20 protein-coding genes are annotated in these 24,413 nt (G+C 57.6%); 8 read left to right on the top strand and 12 right to left on the bottom strand.

Features of this window, described 5'->3' with window-relative positions; genetic code table 11:
* Positions 1-187: 187 nt before the first annotated feature.
* Positions 188-2,476: a 5-methyltetrahydropteroyltriglutamate--homocysteine S-methyltransferase gene (metE, locus tag D8U61_RS16735; RefSeq protein ID WP_125927336.1), complete on the bottom strand. Its 2,289-nt coding sequence runs from the start codon at positions 2,474-2,476 to the stop codon at positions 188-190.
* 364 nt (positions 2,477-2,840) lie between these two features.
* On the opposite strand from metE, the gene D8U61_RS16730 reads away from it, so the two are divergent.
* The 3 genes from D8U61_RS16730 to D8U61_RS27830 all read left to right on the top strand — a co-directional run bounded on the left by D8U61_RS16730 (position 2,841) and on the right by D8U61_RS27830 (position 6,248).
* Positions 2,841-4,217: a pyridoxal-phosphate dependent enzyme gene (locus D8U61_RS16730; protein ID WP_125927335.1), complete on the top strand. Its 1,377-nt coding sequence runs from the start codon at positions 2,841-2,843 to the stop codon at positions 4,215-4,217.
* Entirely contained in the window at positions 4,214-5,386 is a 1,173-nt protein-coding gene (locus tag D8U61_RS16725) for a cystathionine gamma-synthase (RefSeq protein WP_125927334.1), read from the top strand. Before D8U61_RS16730 ends, D8U61_RS16725 begins: the two co-directional genes overlap by 4 nt.
* Positions 5,387-5,738: 352 nt before the next feature.
* The gene (locus D8U61_RS27830) at positions 5,739-6,248 is read left to right on the top strand and encodes a hypothetical protein (RefSeq protein ID WP_177433342.1); all 510 of its coding nucleotides are present in this window, start codon (positions 5,739-5,741) and stop codon (positions 6,246-6,248) included.
* Between the two features lie 91 nt (positions 6,249-6,339).
* Here the strand turns inward: D8U61_RS27830 and D8U61_RS16715 are convergent, their stop codons facing one another.
* On the bottom strand, positions 6,340-7,968 hold the full coding sequence (locus D8U61_RS16715) for a HAMP domain-containing sensor histidine kinase (protein ID WP_130927330.1): 1,629 nt from the start codon (positions 7,966-7,968) through the stop codon (positions 6,340-6,342).
* A 113-nt stretch (positions 7,969-8,081) separates the two neighbouring features.
* Here D8U61_RS16715 and D8U61_RS16710 point away from each other — a divergent pair, with 113 nt between their 5' ends.
* Positions 8,082-8,684 (top strand): response regulator transcription factor, encoded by a 603-nt coding sequence (locus tag D8U61_RS16710; protein ID WP_130927329.1) that lies wholly within the window; start codon positions 8,082-8,084, stop codon positions 8,682-8,684.
* Positions 8,685-8,691: 7 nt separating this feature from the next.
* Here D8U61_RS16710 and D8U61_RS16705 read toward each other — a convergent pair whose 3' ends face one another.
* Entirely contained in the window at positions 8,692-9,690 is a 999-nt protein-coding gene (locus D8U61_RS16705) for a bile acid:sodium symporter family protein (RefSeq protein WP_130927328.1), read from the bottom strand.
* 82 nt (positions 9,691-9,772) lie between these two features.
* Here D8U61_RS16705 and D8U61_RS16700 point away from each other — a divergent pair, with 82 nt between their 5' ends.
* Both D8U61_RS16700 and D8U61_RS16695 read left to right on the top strand, forming a co-directional pair.
* Entirely contained in the window at positions 9,773-10,561 is a 789-nt protein-coding gene (locus D8U61_RS16700) for a helix-turn-helix transcriptional regulator (protein WP_071172719.1), read from the top strand.
* A gap of 239 nt (positions 10,562-10,800) precedes the next feature.
* Complete coding sequence (locus tag D8U61_RS16695) at positions 10,801-11,775, top strand: TerC family protein (protein ID WP_123442265.1); 975 nt, start codon at positions 10,801-10,803, stop codon at positions 11,773-11,775.
* 123 nt (positions 11,776-11,898) lie between these two features.
* On the opposite strand, the gene D8U61_RS16690 is transcribed toward D8U61_RS16695, so the two are convergent.
* On the bottom strand, positions 11,899-12,999 hold the full coding sequence (locus tag D8U61_RS16690) for a polyamine ABC transporter substrate-binding protein (protein WP_041480044.1): 1,101 nt from the start codon (positions 12,997-12,999) through the stop codon (positions 11,899-11,901).
* A gap of 249 nt (positions 13,000-13,248) precedes the next feature.
* Positions 13,249-14,655 (bottom strand): cytosine permease, encoded by a 1,407-nt coding sequence (locus D8U61_RS16685; protein WP_130927327.1) that lies wholly within the window; start codon positions 14,653-14,655, stop codon positions 13,249-13,251.
* A gap of 323 nt (positions 14,656-14,978) precedes the next feature.
* On the opposite strand from D8U61_RS16685, the gene D8U61_RS16680 reads away from it, so the two are divergent.
* Positions 14,979-15,464, top strand: coding sequence for a flavin reductase family protein (locus tag D8U61_RS16680; protein WP_123442263.1), 486 nt, complete (start codon positions 14,979-14,981; stop codon positions 15,462-15,464).
* A gap of 140 nt (positions 15,465-15,604) precedes the next feature.
* On the opposite strand, the gene D8U61_RS16675 is transcribed toward D8U61_RS16680, so the two are convergent.
* Complete coding sequence (locus D8U61_RS16675) at positions 15,605-17,551, bottom strand: methyl-accepting chemotaxis protein (protein WP_122602395.1); 1,947 nt, start codon at positions 17,549-17,551, stop codon at positions 15,605-15,607.
* A gap of 203 nt (positions 17,552-17,754) precedes the next feature.
* On the opposite strand from D8U61_RS16675, the gene D8U61_RS16670 reads away from it, so the two are divergent.
* A complete protein-coding gene (locus D8U61_RS16670; protein WP_122746050.1) occupies positions 17,755-18,798 on the top strand; it encodes an LLM class flavin-dependent oxidoreductase in 1,044 nt (347 codons plus the stop codon).
* 61 nt (positions 18,799-18,859) lie between these two features.
* On the opposite strand, the gene D8U61_RS16665 is transcribed toward D8U61_RS16670, so the two are convergent.
* From D8U61_RS16665 to D8U61_RS16640, 6 genes are all read right to left on the bottom strand, one after another.
* Positions 18,860-19,222, bottom strand: coding sequence for a hypothetical protein (locus tag D8U61_RS16665; RefSeq protein ID WP_024013210.1), 363 nt, complete (start codon positions 19,220-19,222; stop codon positions 18,860-18,862).
* 5 nt (positions 19,223-19,227) lie between these two features.
* Complete coding sequence (locus tag D8U61_RS16660) at positions 19,228-19,770, bottom strand: hypothetical protein (RefSeq protein ID WP_130927344.1); 543 nt, start codon at positions 19,768-19,770, stop codon at positions 19,228-19,230.
* 146 nt (positions 19,771-19,916) lie between these two features.
* Entirely contained in the window at positions 19,917-20,372 is a 456-nt protein-coding gene (locus D8U61_RS16655) for an Imm42 family immunity protein (protein ID WP_130927326.1), read from the bottom strand.
* 157 nt (positions 20,373-20,529) lie between these two features.
* Positions 20,530-21,114 carry a hypothetical protein gene (locus tag D8U61_RS16650; protein ID WP_130927325.1) on the bottom strand — a complete coding sequence of 195 codons (585 nt, stop codon included), beginning with the start codon at positions 21,112-21,114 and terminating at the stop codon, positions 20,530-20,532.
* Positions 21,115-21,990: 876 nt separating this feature from the next.
* Positions 21,991-22,617, bottom strand: a complete 627-nt coding sequence (locus tag D8U61_RS16645) for a hypothetical protein (protein ID WP_016775043.1) — start codon at positions 22,615-22,617, stop codon at positions 21,991-21,993.
* A 9-nt stretch (positions 22,618-22,626) separates the two neighbouring features.
* Positions 22,627-24,413, bottom strand: a 1,787-nt coding sequence (locus D8U61_RS16640; RefSeq protein WP_177433341.1) for a DUF637 domain-containing protein, incomplete at its 5' end; no start/stop codon positions are given.

Raw genomic sequence — 24,413 nt, 5'->3', positions numbered from 1 at the left:
GCTTTCGCGAGCAGGCTCGCTCCCACAAAGGATTTGTGTGTCGCCGTGAGTGACGGGGGAATGTGAATTCTGTGGGAGCGAGCCTGCTCGCGAAGGCGTCAGGTCATCCAACATGGTGTCGATTGACACACCGCTTTCGCGAGCAGGCTCGCTCCCACAGGGTTATGTATTCCAGGGCGATAAAGGGTCAGGTCCACTCTTTACGCAGTTGCCGCGCGGCGCTGACCATGTGCACCAACGCCGCTTCGGTCTCTGGCCAGCCTCGGGTTTTCAGCCCGCAATCCGGATTGACCCACAGCCGCTCAACCGGAATACGCTGCGCCGCCTTGCGCAGCAAGCCAACCATTTCCGACACATCGGGAATCCGTGGCGAGTGAATATCGTACACGCCCGGGCCAATGTCGTTCGGGTAGGCGAACGCTTCAAACGCTTCGAGCAGTTCCATGTCCGACCGTGAGGTTTCGATAGTGATGACATCGGCGTCCATCGACGCGATCGACTCGATCACATCGTTGAATTCGCTGTAGCACATGTGCGTGTGGATCTGGGTTTCGTCGCGCACGCCGGAGGCGCACAGGCGGAACGCTTCGCTTGCCCATTCCAGATACGCCGGCCACTGCGCCCGGCGTAACGGCAAGCCTTCACGGAACGCCGCTTCGTCGACCTGCACGATTTTGATTCCTGCCGCTTCCAGATCATTCACTTCGTCACGAATGGCCAGCGCCAGTTGTCGAGCCTGCACTTCGCGGCTGACGTCTTCGCGGGCGAAGGACCACATCAGCATGGTCACCGGGCCGGTCAGCATGCCTTTTATGACCTTGTCGGTAAGGCCCTGGGCGTAGCGGATCCACTCGACCGTCATCGCCTGCGGGCGGCTCAGGTCACCGAAGATCACCGCTGGCTTGACGCAGCGCGAACCGTAGCTCTGCACCCAGCCAAAGCGGGTGAAGGCATAGCCGTCGAGCTGTTCGGCGAAGTATTCGACCATGTCGTTGCGCTCTGCCTCACCGTGCACCAGCACATCCAGGCCGAGGCGTTCTTGAATTTCCACCGCGTGGCGAATCTCCGTGTGCATCGCATCGGTGTAATCGGCCGCGCTGAGCTTGCCTTGCTTGTAAGCCTGACGCGCCAGACGAATCGCCGCCGTTTGCGGAAACGAGCCAATGGTGGTGGTCGGGAATAACGGCAGGTCGAACTTGCCGCGCTGTTTGGCAATACGCTGAGCAAACGGCGATTGGCGTTGCGCATCCTTGGCAGTGATCGCCGCGACCCGCGTCTGCACCTCAGGTTTGTGAATGCGCGGCGAGGCGGCGCGGCTGGTTTGTACCGAACGACTTTGCGCCAGGGCGCGCAGTACCTGTGGCGCTTCCGGCTCGCTGACCGCTTGGGCGAGCACGGCGACCTCTTCGCACTTCTGCACGGCAAACGCCAGCCAGCTTTTCAGTTCGGCATCGAGCTGGTCTTCGCGGCCCAGATCAACCGGGCTGTGCAGCAACGAGCAGGACGGCGCCACCCACAAACGATCACCCAGACGCTCATGGGCATGGCGCAGTGTCGCCAGCGCGTTTTGCAGATCGCAGCGCCAGACGTTCCGACCGTTGACCACACCCAGCGACAGCACTTTATAGGCCGGCAGACGATCCAGAATGGTCGGGTACTGATCCGGCGCGCGCACCAGATCGATGTGCAATCCATCGACCGGCAGGTTCGCCGCCAGACCGAGGTTTTCTTCCAGGCCCCCGAAGTACGTGGCGAGCAGTTTTTTCAGCGGATCGCGCTGGATCTGGTTGTAGGCGCGCTCGAAGGCATTCTTCCAGTCCTGCGGCAGATTGAGCACCAGAATCGGCTCATCGATCTGCACCCACTCCACACCCAATGCCGCCAGCCGTGCGAAGATCTGGCCGTACAGCGGCAGCAGTCGATCAAGCAAGTCGAGCTTGTCGAAGTCGGCGCCTTTGGTTTTGCCCAGCCACAGATAGGTCAGCGGGCCGAGGATCACCGGTTTGACGTTGTGCCCCAGCGCACGGGCCTCTTCGGTTTCCTCAAACAGCTGCTCCCAACCCAACTGAAATTGCTGATCGGCGCTGAATTCCGGTACCAGGTAGTGATAGTTGGTGTCGAACCACTTGGTCATTTCCTGAGCGTGGCCTTCGCTGCAGCAAGTATTGCTGACGCCTCGGGCCATGCTGAACAGGGTCTGCAGCGTGGCTTTGCCGTCGTGCGGACGGAAACGCTCGGGGATCACGCCGAACATCAGCGAGTGGGTCAGCACCTGGTCGTACCAGGCGAAATCGCCAACCGGCAGCAAGTCGATGCCAGCGTTTTTCTGCAAGTTCCAATGGACCTTGCGCAGCTCACGCCCGACGTCACGCAGGCCCGCCTCGTGCAGCTCTCCTTTCCAGAACGCCTCTTGCGCTTTCTTCAGTTCGCGGTCGCGACCGATGCGCGGAAATCCAAGGGAATGGGCCAGTGCCATGACAAACAACTCCAGATGCTTATTCGATGGCGGGTATTGTCGGGAACCGGACTTGATGAAACAAACTCAATAAATTCCAGATCATCACAAGTTCTACTCATGCACAGAAGCCCCTGCAGGAGCTGCCGAAGGCTGCGATCTTCAGACCGTAGGGACGCAGAGCGTCCCCGGCTGCAGTCCCACGCGGAGCGTGGGAACGATCAGAAACCTCAGGGCAACATGCCAGTTTTCGTTCTATCGTTAGATCCAAATGGCTGGATTTTCCAAGGATGAGAGGTTGCGAGAGAGGTTGTCAGCGCCTAAGTTGCACGCGAGTCTTTTCCCCGCGATTGGAACGCGATCAACACCATAAAGAGGTGAAGAAATGTCGAAGGAATCACGCCCTGCCGTGCTTGGGCTGATAGGCAATACTCCGCTGGTGCAGGTCACCCGCTTCGATACCGGACCGTGCACGCTGTTTCTCAAACTTGAATCGCAGAACCCCGGCGGCTCGATCAAGGACCGTATCGGTCTGGCGATGATCGACGCTGCGGAACGTGACGGCCGCCTGCAACCGGGCGGGACGATTGTCGAGGCCACTGCCGGCAATACCGGTCTGGGCCTGGCGCTGGTCGGTCGCGCCAAAGGCTATCGCGTAGTGCTGGTGGTACCGGACAAGATGTCCACCGAGAAGGTCCTGCACTTGAAGGCCATGGGCGCCGAAGTGCACATCACTCGTTCTGACGTCGGCAAGGGCCATCCCGAGTATTACCAGGACGTCGCCGCGCGTTTGGCCAAGGACATTCCCGGCGCGTTTTTCGCCGACCAATTCAACAATCCCGCCAACCCGCTGGCCCATGAATGCAGCACCGCGCCGGAAATCTGGGCGCAGACCGAACATGATCTGGACGCCATCGTCGTCGGCGTCGGATCGGCCGGCACGCTGACCGGGCTGAGTCGTTTCTTCAAGCGCGTGCAACCGGATCTGGAAATGGTCCTCGCCGATCCGATCGGCTCGGTGATGGCGCAATACAGCCGCGACGGCACCTTGCCGACTCCCGGTTCGTGGGCGGTCGAGGGTATCGGCGAAGACTTCATTCCGTCGATCACCGACCTGTCCAGCGTGCGTCACGCCTACTCGATCAGCGACGCGGAAAGCTTCGATCATGCGCGCCAGTTGCTCAAGGCCGAGGGCATTCTCGGTGGCTCATCGACCGGCACCCTGTTCGCTGCCGCGCTGCGTTATTGCCGCGAGCAGACCGAGCCGAAACGCGTGGTCAGCTTTGTCTGCGACACCGGCACGCGTTACCTTTCGAAGGTCTACAACGACCAGTGGATGACCGATCAGGGCCTGTTGCAACGCAAGGGCTACGGCGATCTGCGCGACTTGATCGCACGGCGTTTCGAGGACGGCCGGGTGATCAGCGTCGGCCCGGACGACACCCTGCTCACGGCCTTCCAACGCATGCGTCTGGCGGACGTTTCGCAACTGCCGGTGCTGGTCGAAGGCAAGCAACTAGTGGGCGTGATCGACGAGTCCGACATCCTCCTCGGCGTCCACGAAGATGCCGCACGTTTCAGCCAGTCGGTGTCGAGTGTGATGACCGACAAACTGCAAACCCTCGCCCCGGCTGCGAGCCTGGCCGAGCTGGAAGCGGTGCTCAGCCGTGGCCTCGTCGCGATCATCGCCGACGCCTCCGGCTTCCATGGCCTGATCACCCGCACCGACATGCTCAACCAATTACGGAGATCCCTTGCATGAGTCAGCACGACGATAAATCCCAAGGCTTCGCCACCCGGGTGATCCACGCCGGGCAAGAGCCGGACCCGACCACCGGCGCGCTGATGCCGCCGATCTACGCCAACTCCACCTACCTGCAAGACAGCCCCGGCGTGCACAAGGGGTTCGACTACGGCCGCTCGCACAACCCGACGCGTTTTGCTCTGGAGCGCTGCGTCGCGGATCTGGAAGGCGGCACCCGCGCCTTTGCCTTCGCCTCAGGGCTGGCGGCGATTTCCACGGTGCTGGAACTGCTCGACGCCGGCTCGCACATCGTTTCCGGCAATGACTTGTACGGCGGCACGTTCCGCCTGTTCGACAAGGTCCGCCAGCGCAGTGCCGGGCACCGTTTCAGCTTCGTCGACCTGACCGATCTGTCGGCGTTCGAAGCCTCGCTGCAGGACGACACGCGCATGGTCATGGTCGAAACCCCGACCAATCCGCTGCTGAGCCTGTCGGACCTGGCCGCAATCGCGCGCATCTGCCGCGCGCGCGGGATCATCTGCGTGGCCGACAACACGTTCGCCAGCCCGTACATCCAGCGCCCACTGGAGCTGGGTTTCGACATCGTCCTGCACTCGACCACCAAATACCTCAACGGCCACTCCGACGTGATCGGCGGCATTGCCGTGGTCGGGCAGAACGCCGAGTTGGCGGAAAAACTCGGTTTCCTGCAAAACGCCGTCGGCGCGATTTCCGGGCCGTTCGATGCATTCCTCACCCTGCGCGGGGTGAAGACTTTGGCGCTGCGTATGGAGCGCCATTGCAGCAACGCCCTGGACCTGGCGCAGTGGCTCGAAAAGCAACCGCAGGTCAAACGCGTCTACTATCCGGGCCTGACCTCGCACCCACAGCACGAACTGGCCAAGCGGCAGATGCGCGGTTTTGGCGGGATGATTTCTGTTGACCTGAACAGCGACCTGGCCGGTGCGCGGCGCTTTCTCGAGAACGTGCAGATCTTTGCACTGGCGGAAAGTCTGGGTGGCGTGGAGAGCCTGATCGAGCATCCAGCGATAATGACCCACGCGACGATTCCGCCGGAAACCCGCGCCAAGCTTGGTATTGGCGATGGCTTGGTGCGGTTGTCGGTCGGAGTTGAAGACGTTGAAGACCTGCGCGCCGATCTGGCTCAGGCACTGGCAAGAATGTAAACAGCTCCGCACGAAGAAGCCCGCGCAATGCGGGCTTCGTCTTTTTTTGTCCGTCGATCTCCCCGCCGTGGCAGTTCCCGAGGCCGATCCTATACTCAATCGGCTCGATCAGGATTATCTCGACACCCGCACGCCGCTCGGTGTGCCCGTGCCTTTCGCCAACCAGGTAAAACCCAAGCCAATGAGTAACTGCGCCGGGCATACGCAACGGACGACATCTCATCGCATTCTGGCTGCTGGGTCGTGGAGAAAACCATGAAATACAAGTTGTTGTCAGGCGTGCTTCTTGCGGTAGCGGCCAGCGTTGTGGTGCCGAATGTCTTGGCGGCGGAACCGCAGGCGTTGGCTTCGGATGGGGGTGATCGTGTTGGTGCTGGGACAGTGGCTGCCGATGGCGCCGATCGTGTCGGCGCAGGTGCAGTCGCTGCCGATGGTGCTGATCGTGTCGGTGCCGGGGCAGTGGCTGCCGATGGTGCTGATCGTGTCGGTGCCGGCGCGGTGGCTGCCGATGGCGCTGATCGTGTCGGTGCCGGCGCGGTGGCTGCCGATGGTGCTGATCGCGTCGGTGCCGGCGCTGTGGCTGCCGATGGTGCTGATCGCGTCGGTGCAGGCGCTGTGGCTGCCGATGGCGCTGATCGTGTCGGTGCTGGCGCGGTGGCTGCAGATGGCGCTGATCGTGTCGGTGCTGGCGCAGTGGCTGCCGATGGTGCTGATCGCGTCGGTGCCGGCGCTGTGGCTGCCGATGGCGCTGATCGTGTCGGTGCCGGAGCATTGGCAGCGGATGGGGCCGACCGCACCGGCGTCAACCGAGAGGCCTACTCCCGGGTCGGAGTCGGTTCTGATCGCGTGGCATCGGCGCTGATGACCGGCAGCTATTCCGACCAGTTCAACAGCCCACAATAATCGCCGCGAAATAACGGGCGAGCTCCTGAGCCGCCCGTTTACATTGGCCTTTACAGCATCTGTTCAACCGCTGCGCCTTGTCGATCACGCAGGGCGCGCAACGTCGCGCGTAACTCGGCCGGCCGCACAGGCTTCGACAGAATCGCAATCTGTCGATCGTGCAAGGCTGCTTGAATCTTCTCGACGTCGTGCCCGGTGATGATCATTGCCGGCACCGCCCAACCGCGCTGCCTGCGCACTTCATCAATGCATTCGATGCCAGTGGCGTGAGTGCCCAGGTCAAAGTCGGCGACGATGATGTCGCAGTCGGTGACCAGATCTTCAGCCGACCACTCGCCCTGCACCACGCAGCCCCAGCGTTCAAGCAAAGCTGAAGTCGCCAGCAGCACGTTGCGATCATCCTCTACCAGGCAGACCTTCAGCCCCGTCAACAAACCCACCTGCCGCGCTTCACTGCGAACCACCGGTGACTGCGGCGCCGCCACGATCGGCAACCCCGCAAGCGTCACAGCTGTGCCGCGCCCCAACTGTGAACGCAGAGCAACGTGCACATCGATCAGTTCACCAAGACGCTTGATGATCGACAGGCCCAGCCCCACGCCTTCGACGTCTTTGTCGCGCACTTGCCGCACGCGATAAAACTCCTCGAAAACCTTGTGCAAATGCTCTTCGGCAATGCCGTTGCCACGGTCATGGATGACGATGGCCAGCCCTGCCCCACGTTTACGCACGCCGATCAGCACGGGTCGTTGCGCGCCGTATTTGAAGCAGTTGGAGAGCACGTTCTGCACCATGGTCGCCAGCAGTGCCGGATCGGTTCTGACCCAGTAGTTGCACGGTCGCAGCCGCAGTTCGACGCCCGCCCAACGGGCCGCTTCCTGGTGTTGGCGTATCAGATCCGCAAGCCATTCACCAAGATTCAGCGTTTGCATTTTCGCTTCGATCCGACCGTTATCGAGGGTGTAGAGGTCGAGAATCGAGCGGAACAATTGCGAGACGTTGAGCAGTGAGCGGTCGATGTTATCGACCAGCCGCCGCTCGTCGTCGCCCAGGCGCGACTCCCGCAGACACGCGGTAAACAGTCCGATGGAATGAATCGGCTGACGCAAGTCATGACTGGCCTGCGCCAGAAACCGCGACTTTTCCAGATTAGCCGCCAGCGCTTCTTCCGACGCCTTGCGCGTGCGCTCAAGCAGCAAGTGCGCATAAAACGGAATCACCGTGCTGGTGATCAGCAGCATCAGCACCATGAACGGCTGCCCCTGCCAATACGGCGTCAGGCGATAGACCACCAGCAGCGCCACCAGCGCCAGCCCGGTGGCAATCGCCAGATAGCGCGAGCCGTAGCGCATGCCGTTGCCGAGGTTGACCCAGACCATCACCGCATACAGCGGCAGCGCGGCCTCGCCGCCAATCACCAAACCAAAACAGGTACCGGTGTGATCGTGGACCATGGCAAAAATCCGCCGCGCCGGATAATGCCCGGGCCAACGCGCAATGGCTTGCCGAAACACGATCGACGCCAGCAGGAACAGACTGATGTAGGTGATGACCGGCAGGTAGGTCTCGAAGCGATGGCCCGGCAAAAAGACCAGTACGACCATGTAAACCACCGCGATGGCGGCGATGATGATGCGCAGATTGGCTTGGTCGAGTTCGGTGTTTTTCTCGAACTTCATGGGAAACGTCCTTGTGCAGCGATTGCAGTTTCGGAAGCAGCCTACAGGCAACCTTCGCGTCCAGTGCTAAGGTGCAGGCCTTGAATCACGCCTGACCCAGGGAGGGTCGCATCATGACGTGCCGGATCATCATAGCCGACGATCACCCGCTCTTTCGCGAGGCAATGCTGCGCACCGTGCAGCGCTTGCTGCCCGAAGCGAATATCTGCGAGGCCGGCGACTTCAACGCGGTGCTCGAGCTGCTGTCACAGGACAACGAGCCGGACACGCTGATGCTCGATCTGCGCTTTCCCGGACTGACCTGCATCACTCAACTCGCCGACTTGCGCCAACGATTGCCGCGCACCACGCTGATCGTGGTGTCGATGGTTGACGATCAGGCGCTGATCAGTGAAGTCATGGCGGCGGGCATTGACGGTTTTATCGGCAAAAACATTGCGCCGGATGAAATCGGCCAGGCGATTCTGGCCATTCGTGAAGGCGAGGTGTTGGTAAAGTCGGCGCCGTCCGGCTTGTTGCCGCTGGAAACCGCGACGACGCTGACGCCGCGTCAGCAGGACGTGCTGCGTTTGATCGCGCAAGGCAAGACCAACAAGGAAATTGCCCGTGAACTGGATATCTCCCCGTTCACGGTACGCATCCATGTGTCTTCGTTGCTGCGCACGCTGGATGTGCCGACGCGGGCGGCAGCGGCGGTCAAGTATTCGGGGCTGTGAAGCGCTTTTACGGATCAACCTGCGCCATCAGCTCCGGCACCGACTCCGGCCGGCGCGCATAACGCTGGGCCAACACCGCGCAGACCATCAGTTGAATCTGGTGGAACAGCATCAGCGGCAGGATCAGCACGCCGATAGTGCTGCCGGCAAACAGTACCTGCGCCATCGGCACGCCGGTGGCCAGGCTCTTTTTCGAACCGCAGAACAGAATGGTGATGCGGTCTTCCTGATTGAAGCCGAACGCTTTGCTCAACAGAGTTGATGCCACCAGAACCAACGTCAGCAGGATGCAGCAGACCACCACCAGGCCGAGCAACTCGAACAACGGAATCTGCTGCCAGATCCCTTCGTTGACCGCCTCGCTGAATGCGCCGTAGACCACCAGCAGAATCGAACCCTGATCAACGAATTTCAGCCAGTTCTTGTTGCGCCCTACCCACGCGCCGATCCAGCGGCGGGCGATCTGCCCGGCAATGAATGGCAGGAGCAATTGCACACTGATCTTGACGATCGCATCGAGGGTCGAGCCGCCGTCGCCGTGGACGTTGAGCAGCAACGTCACCAGCAGCGGTGTAAGGAAAATCCCGAACAGACTGGACGCCGCCGCACTGCAGATCGCCGCCGGAATATTGCCTCGCGCCAGCGAAGTGAACGCGATGGCCGACTGCACGGTCGCCGGTAATGCGCAGAGGTAGAGCATGCCCATGTACAGCTGATCACCGATCAGCGGTGACAACAGCGGCTTGAGCGCCAGACCGAGAATCGGGAAGAGCACGAAGGTAAGCCCGAACACCAGCAGATGCAGACGCCAGTGGCCAGCGCCGGCGATGATCGATTCGCGCGACAGCTTGGCGCCGTGCAGGAAAAACAGCAGGGCGATGGCGATGTTGGTCAGCCAGCCGAAGCCGACCGCGACTTGGCCGCTGGCCGGCAGGAAGCTCGCCAGCAGCACAACGCCGATCAAGGTCAGCGTGAAGTTATCGGGCAGAAAACGTGGGCGCGTCATGAGATTCATCCGGGGGTTGCCAGTGCGTGCCGACGACTCTAACGTGACTGGCAATTACCGACTAACGCCGAAGAGCCGCAAGATGCCGCCTAAAGGACATAGCAAAAGCGTCCGCCGCAGTGTTCCCGGGTTGCCCAGCCTGCCGCGCCCCGTGTACGGACGCACCGAATCGCTGCCCAATCGCGCCCTCACCCGCCGCCACAGTCATCCGTGGGTGCAGTTGTCCTACGCGATTCAGGGCGTGCTCGAAGTGCAGACCAGCGCCGGCCGATTCGTCGCGCCGCCGGAGCGTGCGGTGTGGATTCCGGCCGGCGTGCCGCACCGGGTTTTCAGCGCACCGCATACGGAAATGCGCAGCCTGTACATCGACAGCAGCGTCACCGGTTGGGCCGCCGAGCATTGCCATGTGCTCGGCGTCAGCGATCTGCTCAGGGAGTTGATTCGCGCCTTCAGTCAGGTGCCAGTGGAATACGACGAAAGCGGCCCTGACGGACGCTTGGCCCAGGTGATCCTTGATCAATTGGCCGACGCGCCGACCATCGACTTGATGCTGCCGCTGCCGCAAGACCCGCGCTTGAAGCAGATCTATCAGAGCCTGGAGCAACACCCGGAGCAGCAGACCACCCTGAGCCACTGGAGCGAAAAATTCGGTGTCACCGAAAAGACTCTGACGCGCCTGTTTTTGCGCGACACCGGCCTGACCTTCCGCGCCTGGCGCCAGCGCCTGCGCTTGCTCGGGGCCCTGACCCCGCTGGAAAAAGGCGAGCGTGTCACCGACGTTGCACTGGCTTGTGGATACGACTCGACCTCGGCGTTTATCGCCGCGTTTCGTCAGCAGTTTGGTGAGACGCCGGGGGAGTTTTTCCGCTAACACTTCGTTTTTGCCGAACTGTCAGTCAGAAATAAACGATTTTTCTTTGCTCCTGATCCGTCGCTAGCATGGCCCCGTCTGACTTTGATCGAGAAGAGAAGATGATCCCTGTGGGAGCGAGCCTGCTCGCGAACGCGGTGGGTCAGCAACCTCAACTTCACTGTTCCACCGCATTCGCGAGCAGGCTCGCTCCCACAGGAGATGTGCTTGCTGCAAATAAAAAGACAGGGGAGCGTGCCATGCCTGCCACGAACATCAATATCGGCGAACCCTGGATGTGGGGCGCCTTCATCGTCTTCGTTCTGGCCATGCTGGCCCTGGACTTGTTTGTCTTCGGTGGGCGCAAGGCGCACCGGGTGTCGGTGCGGGAAGCGTCGGCCTGGGTGATTGCCTGGTGCCTGTTGGCGCTGAGCTTCGCCGGGTTGCTCTGGTGGTATCTGCACGGTGAATTCGGTGGTGAAATCGCCCGACAGAAAACCCTGGAATTTCTCACCGGCTATCTGATCGAGCAGTCGCTGTCGATCGACAACATGTTCGTCTTCGTAATGATCTTCAGCTACTTCGCCGTGCCACCGGAATTGCAGCGACGAGTGCTGCTGTACGGCGTGCTCGGCGCGATCGTCATGCGCGCGATCATGATTTTTGCCGGGGTGTGGCTGGTGTCGCAGTTCGAATGGCTGCTGTATGCCTTCGGTGTATTCCTGATCATCACCGGGATCAAGATGCTGGTGTTCGCTGATCATCAACCGGATCTGGAAAAGAATCCGTTACTGCGCTGGGTGCGCGGGCATATGCGCATCACCAGTGGCTTTCACGGCGAGAAGTTTTTCATCCTGCAAAACGGCGTGCGCTGGGCAACGCCGATGTTCCTGGTGCTGGTGCTGATCGAGGCCAGCGACTTGATGTTCGCCGTCGACAGCATTCCAGCGATCTTCGCCGTCACCACCGACCCGTTCATTGTCTTCACCTCGAACATCTTCGCGATCATGGGCCTGCGTGCGTTGTACTTCCTGCTGGCGGACATGGCTGATCGCTTTCACCTGCTCAAATACGGGCTGGCGATCGTGCTGGTGTTCATCGGCGGCAAGATGGTGCTGATGCCGTGGTTCCACATGCCGGTGGAATGGTCGCTGGCAATCGTCGGGACGGTGATTCTCGGGTCGGTGCTGTTGAGCCTGGTGACCAGCCGCGAGGCAGAACGCCGCACCGAATGACACAACCCAACCCACCTGTGGGAGCGAGCCTGCTCGCGAATACGCCGGATCATTCAACGTAGGAGTTGAATGACACACCGCTTTCGCGAGCAGGCTCGCTCCCACATTTGAAGTGCGGTGCTCTTATTTATCGGACTTGATACTGGTCCACACCCGCGTGCGCACCCGCTCCATTTTCTGCGGCAACGGTTGCACCACGTACAGGGTTTTCAGCGCCTCGCTGGTCGGGGTCAGGTTGGGGTTGTCGGTGATGTCCTTGTTGACCAGCGGCATCGAGTCCTTGTTGGCATTCGGGTAACCGAGGAAATCACTGATCGGTGCGATCACTTTCGGGTCGAGCAAGTGGTTGAGGAATTCGTGGGCCTCGGCGACGTTCTTAGCGCTCTTCGGAATGGCGAAGGTGTCGAACCAGATCGGCGCGCCCTCCTTCGGCAGACGCCAGTCGACCACCACGCCGTTGCCCGCCTCTTTGGCGCGATTGCCGAATTGGTAGAAGCTGCCGGAATAACCGATCGCCACGCAGATGTCGCCGTTGGCGATGTCGGTCATGTATTTGGCCGAGTTGAAATAGGTCACATACGGGCGAATCTTCATCATCAAGGCCTTGGCCTTTTCATAGTCCGCCGGGTTCTGGCTGTTCGGGTCGAGGCCGAGGTAATGCAGGGCCAGTGGCAGAATTTCCGACGGCGAATCGAGCATCGCCACGCCACAGGCCTTGAGCTTTTCCATGTTCTCGGGCTTGAACACCAGATCCCAACTGTCCACCGGCGCATTTTCGCCCAGGGCGGCCTTGACCTTGGCCGGGTTGAAGCCGATCAGCACGGTGCCATACATGTACGGCACGCCGTACTGGTTGCCGGGGTCGTTGGCGTCGAGCAACTTGAGCAACGCCGGATCCTGGTGCTGCCAGTTCGGCAATTTCGACTTGTCGAGTTTCTGGAACACGCCGGCCTTGATCTGGGTTTCGATGAACTGGTTGGACGGCACCACCAGGTCGTAACCGGAGTTGCCGGTGAGCAGTTTGGCTTCCAGGGATTCGTTGGTGTCAAAGGTGTCCCAGGTCACTTTGATCTTGCTTTGCTCGGCGAAGTCCTTGGGCACTGACGGCAGAATGTAATCCGCCCAGTTGTACACCCGCAGTTCGCGCTGCTCGGCCTGGACGGCGCTGGCCAGCAGCGTCAGGCCACACACGGTGGCGCCCAGAATGCGTTTGATCGTGACCATGGTTGTTTCCCCGAATGCGACGTGAGATCGATGGTTTTTATGTTCTGTACACGGCAGTGGCTGTAACGATAGCCAAGGGCAAAAAAGGTCGAGCCTGTTGTTATGGTTTCGATTCTTGCTGACAGCGTAGCGCGATGACAGTAGGCGGCAGGCCAAAAGGGGATCGATATGGCCAATTTGCTTGACCGCTGAAATGCGCAAACAAAAATGCCCGGCGCTGGGCCGGGCATTGCTGTGTTGCCGTTGGGATCAGTCGGTATAGCCGAGTCTGGCCGCCCTGCTCTGCTGCGCCTGACCGCGAGTTGCCAGGCAGTAATACAGCGGCACCGTTACCACCAGGCCAACCAGCCACGACAGGTCAGCACCTTCCACCAGATTGGCGTATGGCCCGACGTACAGCGAGGTGTTGGCAAACGGCAGTTGCACGATGATGCCGATGAAGTAGGCAATGATCGCGTGCAGGTTGAAGCGCCCGTAGATGCCACCGTCGGCGCGGAAGATCGAGGCGATGTCGTAGTTGCCGCGCTTGATCAGGTAGAAGTCGATCAGGTTGATCGACGCCCATGGCACCAGCACCAGCAACAGCGCGAGAATCAGTCCAATGAACTCGGAAATGAAATCCGCCGAAGCACCGAGGGCGACCACGCAGCATCCGGCAAGGATCACGCTCGACAGCACCACGCGCACCTTGATGCTCGGCGTCCACTGGCTGGCGAAGGTCTGAATCGAGGTGATGATCGACAACACCGCGCCATACAGATTGAGCGCGTTGTGGCTGATGATGTTGAGCAGAAACAGCACCATCAGAATCGGCCCCAGCCAGCCGGTGGACTGCTTGACCGCCGCCATCGCTTCAGTGCCTTCCGGCGTCGCCAGCACTGCCACCGCGCCAAAACTGAACGACAGAATCGTGCCCAGCGTCGCGCCCAGATACGTCGCCCAGAAGGGTTTGGCGATACCGATGTCTGCTGGCAGATAACGCGAATAGTCGGAGACGTATGGCGAGAAGCTGGTCTGCCAGATGATCCCCAGCGACACCGTCGCCAGCCAGCCGGAGAGGTTGAAACTGCCGCGCGTCAGGAAGTCCGCCGGCAAGTCATGGGCGAAGATGTAGATGAAGCCTGCGAGCAATGCGCCGCCCATCACCCAGGTGCCGATGCGGTTGAGCGTATGGATGAAGTTGTAGCCGATCACACCGATCGCGGTGGCGGCCAGCGCGCCGATCAGAATGCTCAGCGGCGCTGGCACTGACGGCGCAATGCCGACGATGGATTTGCCGGCTAGCACGATGTTGGAAATGAAGAAACCGATGTAGATGAGAGCCGCGAAGAACACGATCAGCAGTGCGCCATAACGACCGAACTGACCGCGACTCTGGACCATTTGCGGAATGCCCATGCGCGGACCCTGCGCCGAGGCCAGCGCAATCACCACGCCGCCGATCATATGCCCCAGCGCAATCGCCAGCAGCCCCCAGAACAGATTCAGATGGAACACCTGAACCACCATGGCGCCGGTGACGATGGGCAGTGGCGCGATGTTGGTGCTGAACCAAAGAGTGAACAGATCGCGGGCCTTCCCGTGGCGTTCCGCGAGTGGGACGTAATCGACCGTATGATTCTCGATCAACGGATCTTGCCGGGACATCTGGGACATATGCATGAACTCGAGTTTGTCTGTTTTTATCTTTGTATGAAGCCAAACCGGGAGGACTCTTGGGTCGCCCCTCAGATGCAGACCATATTATGGTATTCCAAACTTTGCACAAGCCTGATCCGCTGATTCTGTCGCTGTCTGATCCGCTATCCTCGCTGATCCCACCCCTGACCGGCTAGCTGAACGCCCCGTAAAAACTGAGTTTCCGACGAAAGTGGCACGTTTATCGGTTCACCAGAAAAGCTCTTGCAAGATATGTATTACGGTATACCATCAGACCTACAATCCATAAAAACCGCGTCACACCACCCGAGGACCACCCAATGATCGATGCTGCCATTTACAAACAAGTCATGGGCTCGTTCCCGTCCGGCGTCACCGTCATCACCACGCTGGACGACGACGGTCAGATCGTCGGCCTGACCGCCAGCGCGTTCAGCTCGCTGTCGATGGACCCGGCGCTGGTGCTGTTCTGCCCCAACTACAGCTCCGACTCCTATCCCGTGCTGATCAAGAACAAACACTTTGCGATTCACCTGTTGTCCAGCGTGCAGCAAAGCGAGGCCTATGCCTTCGCGCGCAAAGGCAAGGACAAGGCGCAGGGCATCGAGTGGACGTTGAGCGAACTGGGCAACCCGATCCTCGCCAATGCGACGGCGGTGATCGAGTGCGAGTTGTGGCGTGAATACGAAGGTGGCGACCACGCGATCATGGTCGGTGCGGTGAAGAACCTGATCGTCCCCGAGCAAGTCGCCGGACCGCTGGTGTATTGCCACGGCAAGATGGGCGCGTTGCCGGTTGTGGCGTGATTTCACCAGATCTCGGATATCCCATGTGGGAGCGAGCCAGCTCGCGAAAGCGATGGGTCAGTTGTTACATTTTTGACTGACCCGACGCCTTCGCGAGCAGGCTCGCTCCCGCAGGTCTTGGTGTTGCCTGGGCGACCGTGTCAGGTCCTAAACCGGCTCACCAACTGATTCAACGTCTGCGACAACGCCGTGAGGTTCTGCGCATCCTGCCGAGTCGAATCCGCCAGGCTCGCCACCAACTGCGCATCGCCATGAATCTGGCTGATGTGCCGATTGATGTCTTCCGCCACTTGATGCTGTTCCTCCGCCGCCGTGGCGATCTGCGTGTTCATGTCGCGGATCACGTCAACCGATTCACGGATCAATTCAAAACTCGCCCGCGCCTCGTTGATCGACACCACGGTTTCCTGCGAGACCTCGAGGCTGGCGTGCATCTGCTTGCCCATCTGGTGGGTACGCCGCGCCAGATTGCCGAGCAGTGCGTCAATCTCACCGGTGGAATCCGAGGTGCGTTTGGCCAGCGCCCGGACTTCATCGGCGACCACGGCAAAGCCCCTGCCCTGTTCACCGGCGCGCGCGGCTTCGATGGCGGCGTTCAGCGCGAGCAGATTGGTCTGCTCGGCAATCGAGCGAATCGTGCCGAGGATCGACTGGATGTCGTTGCTGTCCTGCTCCAGTTGCTGCATCGACTCGGCACTGTGGCCGATCTCCTGACTCAAGCGCCCGACGTTGCTCACCGCCGCATCGATCTGCTGCTGCCCGGTGTGTGCCTGACGCTGACCGTTGTCTGCTGAATCAGCCGCTTGACTGCACGAACGCGCGACCTCGTTGGACGTGGCGACCATTTCGTGAAACGCGGTCGACACCATGTCCACCGCCTCGCGCTGACGTGAAGCGACGTCGGCCATTTCCGCCGAGACCTCGGTGGCGCTGCCAGAGCTGCTGTGAATCTGCCCCGCTGCCTGGCCGATGCGCTGAATCAACGTACGAATCGCTTCCAGAAACTGATTGAACCAGCCGGCCAGTTGCGCGGTTTCATCCTGCCCGCGCACTTCCAGTCGCGCAGTCAGATCGCCCTCGCCCTGGGCAATGCCTTCGAGTCCGCTGGCGACACCACGAATCGGCTTGACCATCAACCCGGCAAACCACGCGCCGGCCATTGCAAACAACAGTGCGCAAACCACAGCGATCGCGCCGATCAGCCAGGTCAAATGCGTCGCCCCGGCCATCACTTCGCTCGCCTTGACCAAGCCGACAAACCGCCAGCCCAACGCCTGCGACGGCCAGACCAGCGCCATGTAATCCTCGCCGGCCAGTTGCACCTCGACCAGCCCTTTGCCCGCCTCGGCCAGTTGCTGATAACCGTCGCCGAGATCGCTGAGTTTCTTGAAGTTGTGCGCCGGATCGCTCGGGTCGACCAGCACGGTGTTGTTGGCTTCCATCAGCATCAGATAACCGCTCTCGCCGAGGCGGATCTGCTTGACCAGGTCGGTCAATTGCTTGAGCGACACATCGATGTTGACCACGCCGGCATTGCTGCCCAACTGGTTGTTGAAGCTGCGCACGGTGCTCACCAGCACCACGTCATCCGCCGCCCAGTAATAGGCCTCGGTGCGCAGGGTTTTGCCGGGGTTGGCCATCGCCGTTTTGTACCAGGGCCGGGTGCGCGGATCGTAGTTCGCCAACTTCGCATCGCCCGGCCAGAACAGGTAACCGCCCTGCTCGGTGCCGACAGATAGATAAGTGTAAGCCGGGTGCGCCTTGGCCAGACCGTCGAACAGCTTGAACAGCTGTTGATCCTGCGGCCCCATCGGCACTTGCGCGGCGTCGCTGCTCAGGTAGCGTTTGAGGCTGGTGTCGATGCTCTGCAGTTGCGGATGCTCGGCCAGATAGGCAACGTTTTGGCTGATGCCCTCGAAAAACAGCTGCATCGCGTTTTCCACCTGACGCACCTCGCGCCCGGTGCTGTCGGTAAAGGTGTCGCGCGCGCCCTCGCGGACATTGAGGATGATCAGCGCTGCCACCAGTAACACCGGCAGGCTGGCGATTACCGCAAACGCCAGAGTCAGTTTTTGTTTTATGTTCATTGCTTGCGCCTTCCTTGTTCGAAGTGTCGGTCAGAAATATTTTGCGGATATTCCGTATTATGGTATACCAATATTCAATCAACCGAACAGCCGTCCTCGAAGGCGTGCTTGAATGGTGAGAAGACTCGCGAGCGCAACGCGTTCACGTCAGTTCGACAGGCCCGCACACGACCGGCCAATTACAAAAGACTCGAGGTAGCGTCATGAAATTTTCCCTGTTCGTACACATGGAACGCTGGGACGAAAGCATCAGCCACCGCCAATTGTTCGAAGACCTGACCGAACTGACCCTGATGGCCGAGGCCGGCGGTTTCAGCACCGTGTGGATCGGCGAACACCACGCCATGGAATACACCATTTCCCCAAGCCCGATGCCGCTGCTGGCCTACCTCGCAGCAAAAACCACCACCATCCACCTCGGCGCCGGCACCATCATCGCGCCGTTCTGGCACCCGCTACGCGTCGCCGGCGAATGCGCCCTGCTCGACGTCATCAGCAACGGCCGCATGGAAGTCGGCCTCGCGCGCGGCGCCTATCAGGTTGAATTTGACCGCATGGCCGGCGGCATGCCCGCCTCCAGCGGCGGCCAGGCCCTGCGCGAAATGGTCCCGGTGGTCCGCGCCCTGTGGCAAGGCGACTACGCCCACGACGGCGACATCTGGAAATTCCCCACCTCCACCAGCGTGCCGAAGCCGATCCAGAAGCCCAACCCACCCATGTGGATCGCCGCCCGCGACCCGGATTCGCACAACTTCGCCGTCGCCAACGGCTGCAACGTCATGGTCACGCCATTGATGAAAGGCGACGAAGAAGTCCTCGACCTGAAGAACAAATTCCAGACCGCACTGGACAACAACCCAGACGTACCGCGCCCACAATTGATGGTGCTGCGCCACACCCACGTGCACACCGCTGATAACCCGGACGGCTGGAAGGTCGGCGCGAAAGCCATCTCACGTTTCTATCGCACGTTCGATGCCTGGTTCGGCAACAAGCAAACACCAGTCAATGGCTTCCTCGCGCCGAGCCCGGAAGAGAAGTTTGCCGGACGTCCGGAGTTTGAGCTGGAGAGCCTGCACAAGACCGCGATGATCGGCACGCCGGAAGAGATCATTCCGCGGATCAAGTACTACCAGGAACTGGGGGTGGATGAGTTCAGTTTCTGGTGTGACAACAGCTTGCCGCATGAAGAGAAGAAGAAATCGCTGGAGTTGTTTATCAGGGATGTGGTGCCGGCGTTTCGGTAACCCCCTACTGGCTCGGCCCGGTAAATGAAAACGCCCCGGCAGAGTTCGGGGCGTTTTAGTTTTACGTCGGCTCGTCGTCCCAAAAATTGCCAGCGGGTGCGTATTGGCCATCTCGGAAAACGGCGCACCAACCAAAACTTCGGTAGAACATTTCAAGATCAATGATCTGGTACAAGCCTTCGCTAATTTTACCCAAGGTAATCAGACCATTGGCATAGTGGGTGTATTGACCACCCGCCCCGGCGACCGCACGTCGTTCCAGTTCCTCACGACTCAAGCCCGATACGATCCCGGATGATTCAGGGACTGTATCCGAGAAGGAAATTTCGAATTGCGTTGAAACCTTGCAAATACACGGAATCCGTTGCTGTCTGAGCAAGTCATCGGAGATCAGGTTGTCAGGGAAATGAATATTTAATTTCAAATGGCTCAGGTTCCGATGAGGCTACGCTGACCCGGCCGGGTGACATCGTAAACATGCTGCTCGCAAGCCTGCCCAACAAACTGAAACTCCACCAGGTAGACCTTGCTTCGCTCCGGGGTAAAAGTACTGTTCAGCGGCCCGCAGCTATAAGTATTGCCAGTGCCCATGCCGTTGGAACGCCCCGACACCTCGAAAGGTTCGTCGGCATTGGCTTGCGTTTCCAACTGAGGGAAGTGCTTGAACGTGGCGCTATTGGCCGCTTCGCTGACTTTGGCGATCCAGCCGAATACCTCGCCCCGCCCGGAATCCACCACAGTACCCAGCACTTCCATTCGCCGATCGGGATCTGAAGCCTGGCGAACCGAGAACTCGACAGGGTATGTGTAACCTGTCGCTTTCATGATGATTTTGGCGTGTTGTGCATCTGGTGTTACCGTTTTTTGCTGAAGTTGGACACCCTCCTTTAAAAGACTGGGGGAAGAGTCTCTGACGTTGGAATGGCAGCCTGCAATCAGGAAAACAAAAGGCAGCAAAAGTCCGGGTTTAATCAATTTTTATTACCCTTTCAAAGAGTAGCGGCCAGATTTGTCGGGCTCAACAAACCTGCCCCGCTACAACCACCATTAAATAAAGTCAAAAGACAGTAATGGACTTGAACATCAGGACATTCTGCCCATCCATGCCGCTGCGAACTCTAAAATTCATCAATACCTTCAATTACGCCATTCACTGCCCCCCGAGGCAGCGACGCCTCATGGACAAGGTTGCCAAAGTCTTTACTCCAGACCAGCCTGTCCGCATGCTCCGTTTTTTGAAAATAAATAAACAGACCGGCGTCCCCCAAGAAGGTGCACGTCATATCTTGCACGCCTTCTAAAATGGCGGACTCCCCTTTGAAGAAATAACGATGCGCGGAAGCAAATAATTCTTTTGCAGAAATCGCTGAATCGCCCTCCTCTATATTTTCAAATTCCATTTTTGCGTAGAAGTTCACGGCAGTTTTAAGTTCGACGACATCCACGACATCAAGGAGCCTTTCCCCACCAACAAACAACGAAAACAAGCCGTTTACCCAGAAACAACTTGAATCAGTCCAATCCCTCACTACATCAAACTGAATTGAGAATATAAACGGATCGCCGTAAATCATTTCAATGTTACTCCTAGCGCCTTTTGTACCGCCGCCGGTGACAAAAGGGGACGGTCCCCTTTTTTTCGCTTTTTTTACGTTCGACACGAATTGAAAGGTGATTCAAAGGTGGCCTGCGCCAATTTACCCTCCAATATATTAAATATCAGCATTTAGTTTATAAAAAACGGACTTTCCAAAAATCTTTACCTGCATCCACCCAATACTTTTCTCGTGACGGAATCAAGTAGCTGAAATCGCCAGATTCAGCAATCCAACCCGGATGCACATACTCCTCATGAAATCGACCGTCATCCACATGCATGAAAATCTTTCGATCAAAATTCACGTAAAACAGAGGAAGCCGCGAGCGTATGACATTTGCATTTTTGAACAATTCCGAATCCAGACCTTCGCCTGTGAGATAGTAGTTTTCAATTCTTTCGAAAACATCCGACTCAGCCCCAATAAAGCCTTGCAATTCGGAAGACAACAAAATCTTCACACTCGGCCCTTGAAGATACGAAGGAAAGTTCTCAGCTGTCATCTTCAAGATTCCATTCCTGAATTTCAGGCAGGATCGTTCGTATTGCTCTTGCGTCATAGTTCCGTTACTCAATGACGCTCTAAGACTCTTGTCAACGTCAAGCGTAAAATTACGTTTTTCATCAACAACCCAGTAGCACTGAGCTGACTGAACAAAAAAACCGATACTTTTTTTGCCGTCCCACAGGTCATCAAAAACTTCTTGATCAATGGTCATTTCTTAAACTCTAAAAATTCTTCTTGGGAAAAAGGGGGACAGCCCACCTTTTACTAAATGGTAGATTTTTTCGGCCGTCCCGGGCTCCCTCGCTGCACACGACGACCGATCATTGCCTCGACTTCAACAGCAAACTTTGGGCCGCCAAAAACATTACTTCCATTGGTCGCGGCACTAATCTGGTCAACCACTTCTGACTCTAAGTCTTAAAGACACTCATGAAAAATCATCAATCATTTTATCTAACGTAAGTCATCGAGACAAGTAACCAGGGAGCGAGCTAACCAATGCTCGATCAGCCTCGTGTTCCGCCCCTTTACGCCCCTTCAACATAATCTTTGATTTTTGAAAGTTTGCTGGAAGCCCAATATACAGACATGAGAATAGACAACGGCAGGCACAACTATTTAAACACCATTTCAAAATCCGGTTCAAAAAACAAATACATAACAGCCATCAACAAGAAAACCATAACTAAAGTAATCGTCATGAATACAGTCCAAACGAACCCTGCCAGACTTAAGTACATAATCAGCTAAAGCACAATATTTTTTATTTCGCACCACAGTCACACCAAACAAGGAAGTTCACCTGAGGCCATCCGCAGCGATGACTTTCAAAGATACTTTTACAAAACCTGCTCTAACTGAAAACACAAGATCCCCGCCACTATATACTGCAGGGCCATACCCTCCGGGAATGTAGGAAAATGCGTCCTTCACCGGGTTGTAATTAGACGGGCTACCGCCCCAAAAAAATGATTATAAATGTCAGACCCGCCTTCAATAGTGAGAAATGGGGACAGACCAAGTTTTTAGAGTGTTTTCTAAACGTGACCTACCCCCACCTATTCTTTTTCACAGAAAATTTGATTTTTTATTTTTTCACAAAATTTTCCAGAATTTTATTTTTCTCAGACAATAAGGCTCTGACAAAATCAGCGTCAAATTCCATTATCAAACCAATGGCATCCTTGATTTTCCACCGATGAAGTTCCGGATGTTCAACCATTGCGATCAAATGCTGCTTCAGCAGCGGTAGGTACTCTGAATACTTTTCACGATGCACGAAAGAATATATTTCCGATATTTCAAAAGGCCTCTCGTTGGCCAGAGCGATTATTTTTGAAAGCACATCATATACCTGACGCCTCGCTAATTCCTTTCCACTGACCTCAGCGGCATTTGCGAAATACATCGTCACTGCCATCAATATATGCCGATATGTATCATCGTACCCATGGAGTCTATGGGTATAAATACCCTCAATAATCTCTGGGCGACGCATATATTCTTCCAGCACTATCAAGCCGTTATGGACGCCCCAGCTGGTGAGAAGTTTAGAAGCCTGAAAACGCTCCATTTCATTCCCACTGTTGAGCAGTTGCCTCACTGCGGCCATTCTTTCTTCTGAAATGTCTTCTCGGTCAAGGTCACCCGCCTCCACAGCGTAATCGGCGTGTTCCGGAATACCATTGAGCAGTTCGTATGTTTTGGGATCCATCGCCTTCACCTATTTTTTCACCGGTTTAATGTAGTCAGCCGGAACACAACCTTTGATCAAACATTCCCCATCCCTCGCAGCGCTTGCCAAATCTGTCTCTGCTCTGTCTAATGAGGTTTGATTTTTTGGCGTGGGATTGTTCGTAAATTTATCACGCGCCGCATCGACTTTCGTCTGCAACTCCGTTGTCACTTCCTGATTTGTCAAAAATTTAGTGTTTGGCAATACACCGGAATCAATGTCCTGTTGCAATCTTTTTACGTCAATCTCAATTTTGTTCGTACCGTAATCTTTTGGGTTTGACGTTGTGCTCGGGTCGGTAACAGAAATATACGGCGAGTTTTCAGCGTTACCACCGCGTACATGTGATTGAACGCTACCGGTCCCGTCTATATTTGGCGGAACTAAATCGCCATTTTCGTTAAGATGCGCTTTCGGTTTTCCGTTTCCATTCACGGTGGCACTGAAATCGTCATCGCTGCGCACAACAATATCACCCGCGCCCTTTACGCCTCCAGACCCACCAAGATTACCGTCGACATCTGGTGAATGAGAAGCGCTGTTTTTGGTCGTTCCTTTGCTACCGCCCGGTTTACCACCGCCCGCGACATCTGCGGCTACGCCTGCGGCATCTGCCCAAAACGCGGCGCTTTCACCATCACGCTGAACTACAATCTCTCTGATGATCGTGTTTTGCGCAGTTTGGTTATTCTCCGTAATGATCCAGCCTACGTTTGCAGCTGCACATATATCCCCACTGAGCCTCAGCTGCTCTGCCAGTTCGCGAATTTTTGGCTGATCGGCTAGGAGCTGATCCGAAAGCTGCTTGCAGGCACTCAAGTTTTTCTGACAGAGGCTACCCAACTCCGCATTTCGCTGCTCATCCAGATTGGCATAACGCTCTCGCACTTCTGCTTTGCACGTCTCGGATGCGCATTTTGCCTGCTCATCCAGCATTTCCACGATTTCGTGGTGCATAAGGTAGTTGTAGTTAGTAGCGTCCTTCGCAATAGTCGCGCCCTCTTGAAGGTTACCGTCGCTTACGGCTGCCGCAGCGATACCCACTAGTTGGGAGGACATCGACAACAGGTTGCTGTCGTTCTTGACCAGCGTCGCCAACTGTGTAACCAGAGCCTCATTTGCACCCGCCGCCAATGCACCCGTTTTGAAATCGCCACCCGCAGCTTCAGTCAGCAACCCTCCAACAACCGCGTGCAATGCGATTTTTTCGAGACTGCCGTCTTTCCAGCCCTGTTTAGCAGCAAAATCGCCTACAGCATTGAATGCCGCCGCGTTCAGAGTACTCAACAGAGCGCCCGTCAACGCATTACCGAAATCCGCGTACTGACCGAAAGTCGCGCCCAAAACAGTGGAAGTCATGTTCTGCAGCAGCTGGTTACCGGCGAAACGGCCAATGCCTTCCAGACTGCTCAAGTCAGTCATGACTTGGCCGGTTATCGGATTTGTTGTGGTCTTGAGAATGCTGTCGAAGTAGCCCGCCGTCAGGCCAGCAGTTACTCCTGAAATAACATAGCCAGCCAGCGCATCAGAAGACGTTACATCTTTGAATACAGCGCCAAGGTTGCCACCGTTATTGATAAAACTGGTGGCGGCATTTGTCGCTGCTCCGGTAGCTACAGCAGCATAAGATGCCGCCCAGAACGTGCCCATCCCACTCATCGCCGTCAAAGCTGCCGGTCCAACAACCGCAGCCATCACGATCGCAATGATCATTTGGGACGCCGGGCCAAGCCCCGAGTTGCTGTATTTAAACGACTCGTGAATCTCCTTCACGC

It is taken from the genome of Pseudomonas sp. Sample_14 (assembly GCF_004307515.1).
Lineage (GTDB): Bacteria > Pseudomonadota > Gammaproteobacteria > Pseudomonadales > Pseudomonadaceae > Aquipseudomonas > Aquipseudomonas atacamensis.
Note: the sequence above shows the minus strand (reverse complement) of the source record. Positions and strands in the feature narration are given on the sequence as shown.

Excerpts from the sequence above, each read along its gene's own strand:
- metE (WP_125927336.1), bottom strand. The coding sequence starts at position 2,476 with ATGGCACTGGCCCATTCCCTTGGATTTCCGCGCATCGGTCGCGACCGC.
- D8U61_RS16730 (WP_125927335.1), top strand. The coding sequence starts at position 2,841 with ATGTCGAAGGAATCACGCCCTGCCGTGCTTGGGCTGATAGGCAATACT.
- D8U61_RS16725 (WP_125927334.1), top strand. The coding sequence starts at position 4,214 with ATGAGTCAGCACGACGATAAATCCCAAGGCTTCGCCACCCGGGTGATC.
- D8U61_RS27830 (WP_177433342.1), top strand. The coding sequence starts at position 5,739 with ATGGGGGTGATCGTGTTGGTGCTGGGACAGTGGCTGCCGATGGCGCCG.
- D8U61_RS16715 (WP_130927330.1), bottom strand. The coding sequence starts at position 7,968 with ATGAAGTTCGAGAAAAACACCGAACTCGACCAAGCCAATCTGCGCATC.
- D8U61_RS16710 (WP_130927329.1), top strand. The coding sequence starts at position 8,082 with ATGACGTGCCGGATCATCATAGCCGACGATCACCCGCTCTTTCGCGAG.
- D8U61_RS16705 (WP_130927328.1), bottom strand. The coding sequence starts at position 9,690 with ATGACGCGCCCACGTTTTCTGCCCGATAACTTCACGCTGACCTTGATC.
- D8U61_RS16700 (WP_071172719.1), top strand. The coding sequence starts at position 9,773 with ATGCCGCCTAAAGGACATAGCAAAAGCGTCCGCCGCAGTGTTCCCGGG.
- D8U61_RS16695 (WP_123442265.1), top strand. The coding sequence starts at position 10,801 with ATGCCTGCCACGAACATCAATATCGGCGAACCCTGGATGTGGGGCGCC.
- D8U61_RS16690 (WP_041480044.1), bottom strand. The coding sequence starts at position 12,999 with ATGGTCACGATCAAACGCATTCTGGGCGCCACCGTGTGTGGCCTGACG.
- D8U61_RS16685 (WP_130927327.1), bottom strand. The coding sequence starts at position 14,655 with ATGTCCCAGATGTCCCGGCAAGATCCGTTGATCGAGAATCATACGGTC.
- D8U61_RS16680 (WP_123442263.1), top strand. The coding sequence starts at position 14,979 with ATGATCGATGCTGCCATTTACAAACAAGTCATGGGCTCGTTCCCGTCC.
- D8U61_RS16675 (WP_122602395.1), bottom strand. The coding sequence starts at position 17,551 with ATGAACATAAAACAAAAACTGACTCTGGCGTTTGCGGTAATCGCCAGC.
- D8U61_RS16670 (WP_122746050.1), top strand. The coding sequence starts at position 17,755 with ATGAAATTTTCCCTGTTCGTACACATGGAACGCTGGGACGAAAGCATC.
- D8U61_RS16655 (WP_130927326.1), bottom strand. The coding sequence starts at position 20,372 with ATGATTTACGGCGATCCGTTTATATTCTCAATTCAGTTTGATGTAGTG.
- D8U61_RS16650 (WP_130927325.1), bottom strand. The coding sequence starts at position 21,114 with ATGACCATTGATCAAGAAGTTTTTGATGACCTGTGGGACGGCAAAAAA.
- D8U61_RS16645 (WP_016775043.1), bottom strand. The coding sequence starts at position 22,617 with ATGGATCCCAAAACATACGAACTGCTCAATGGTATTCCGGAACACGCC.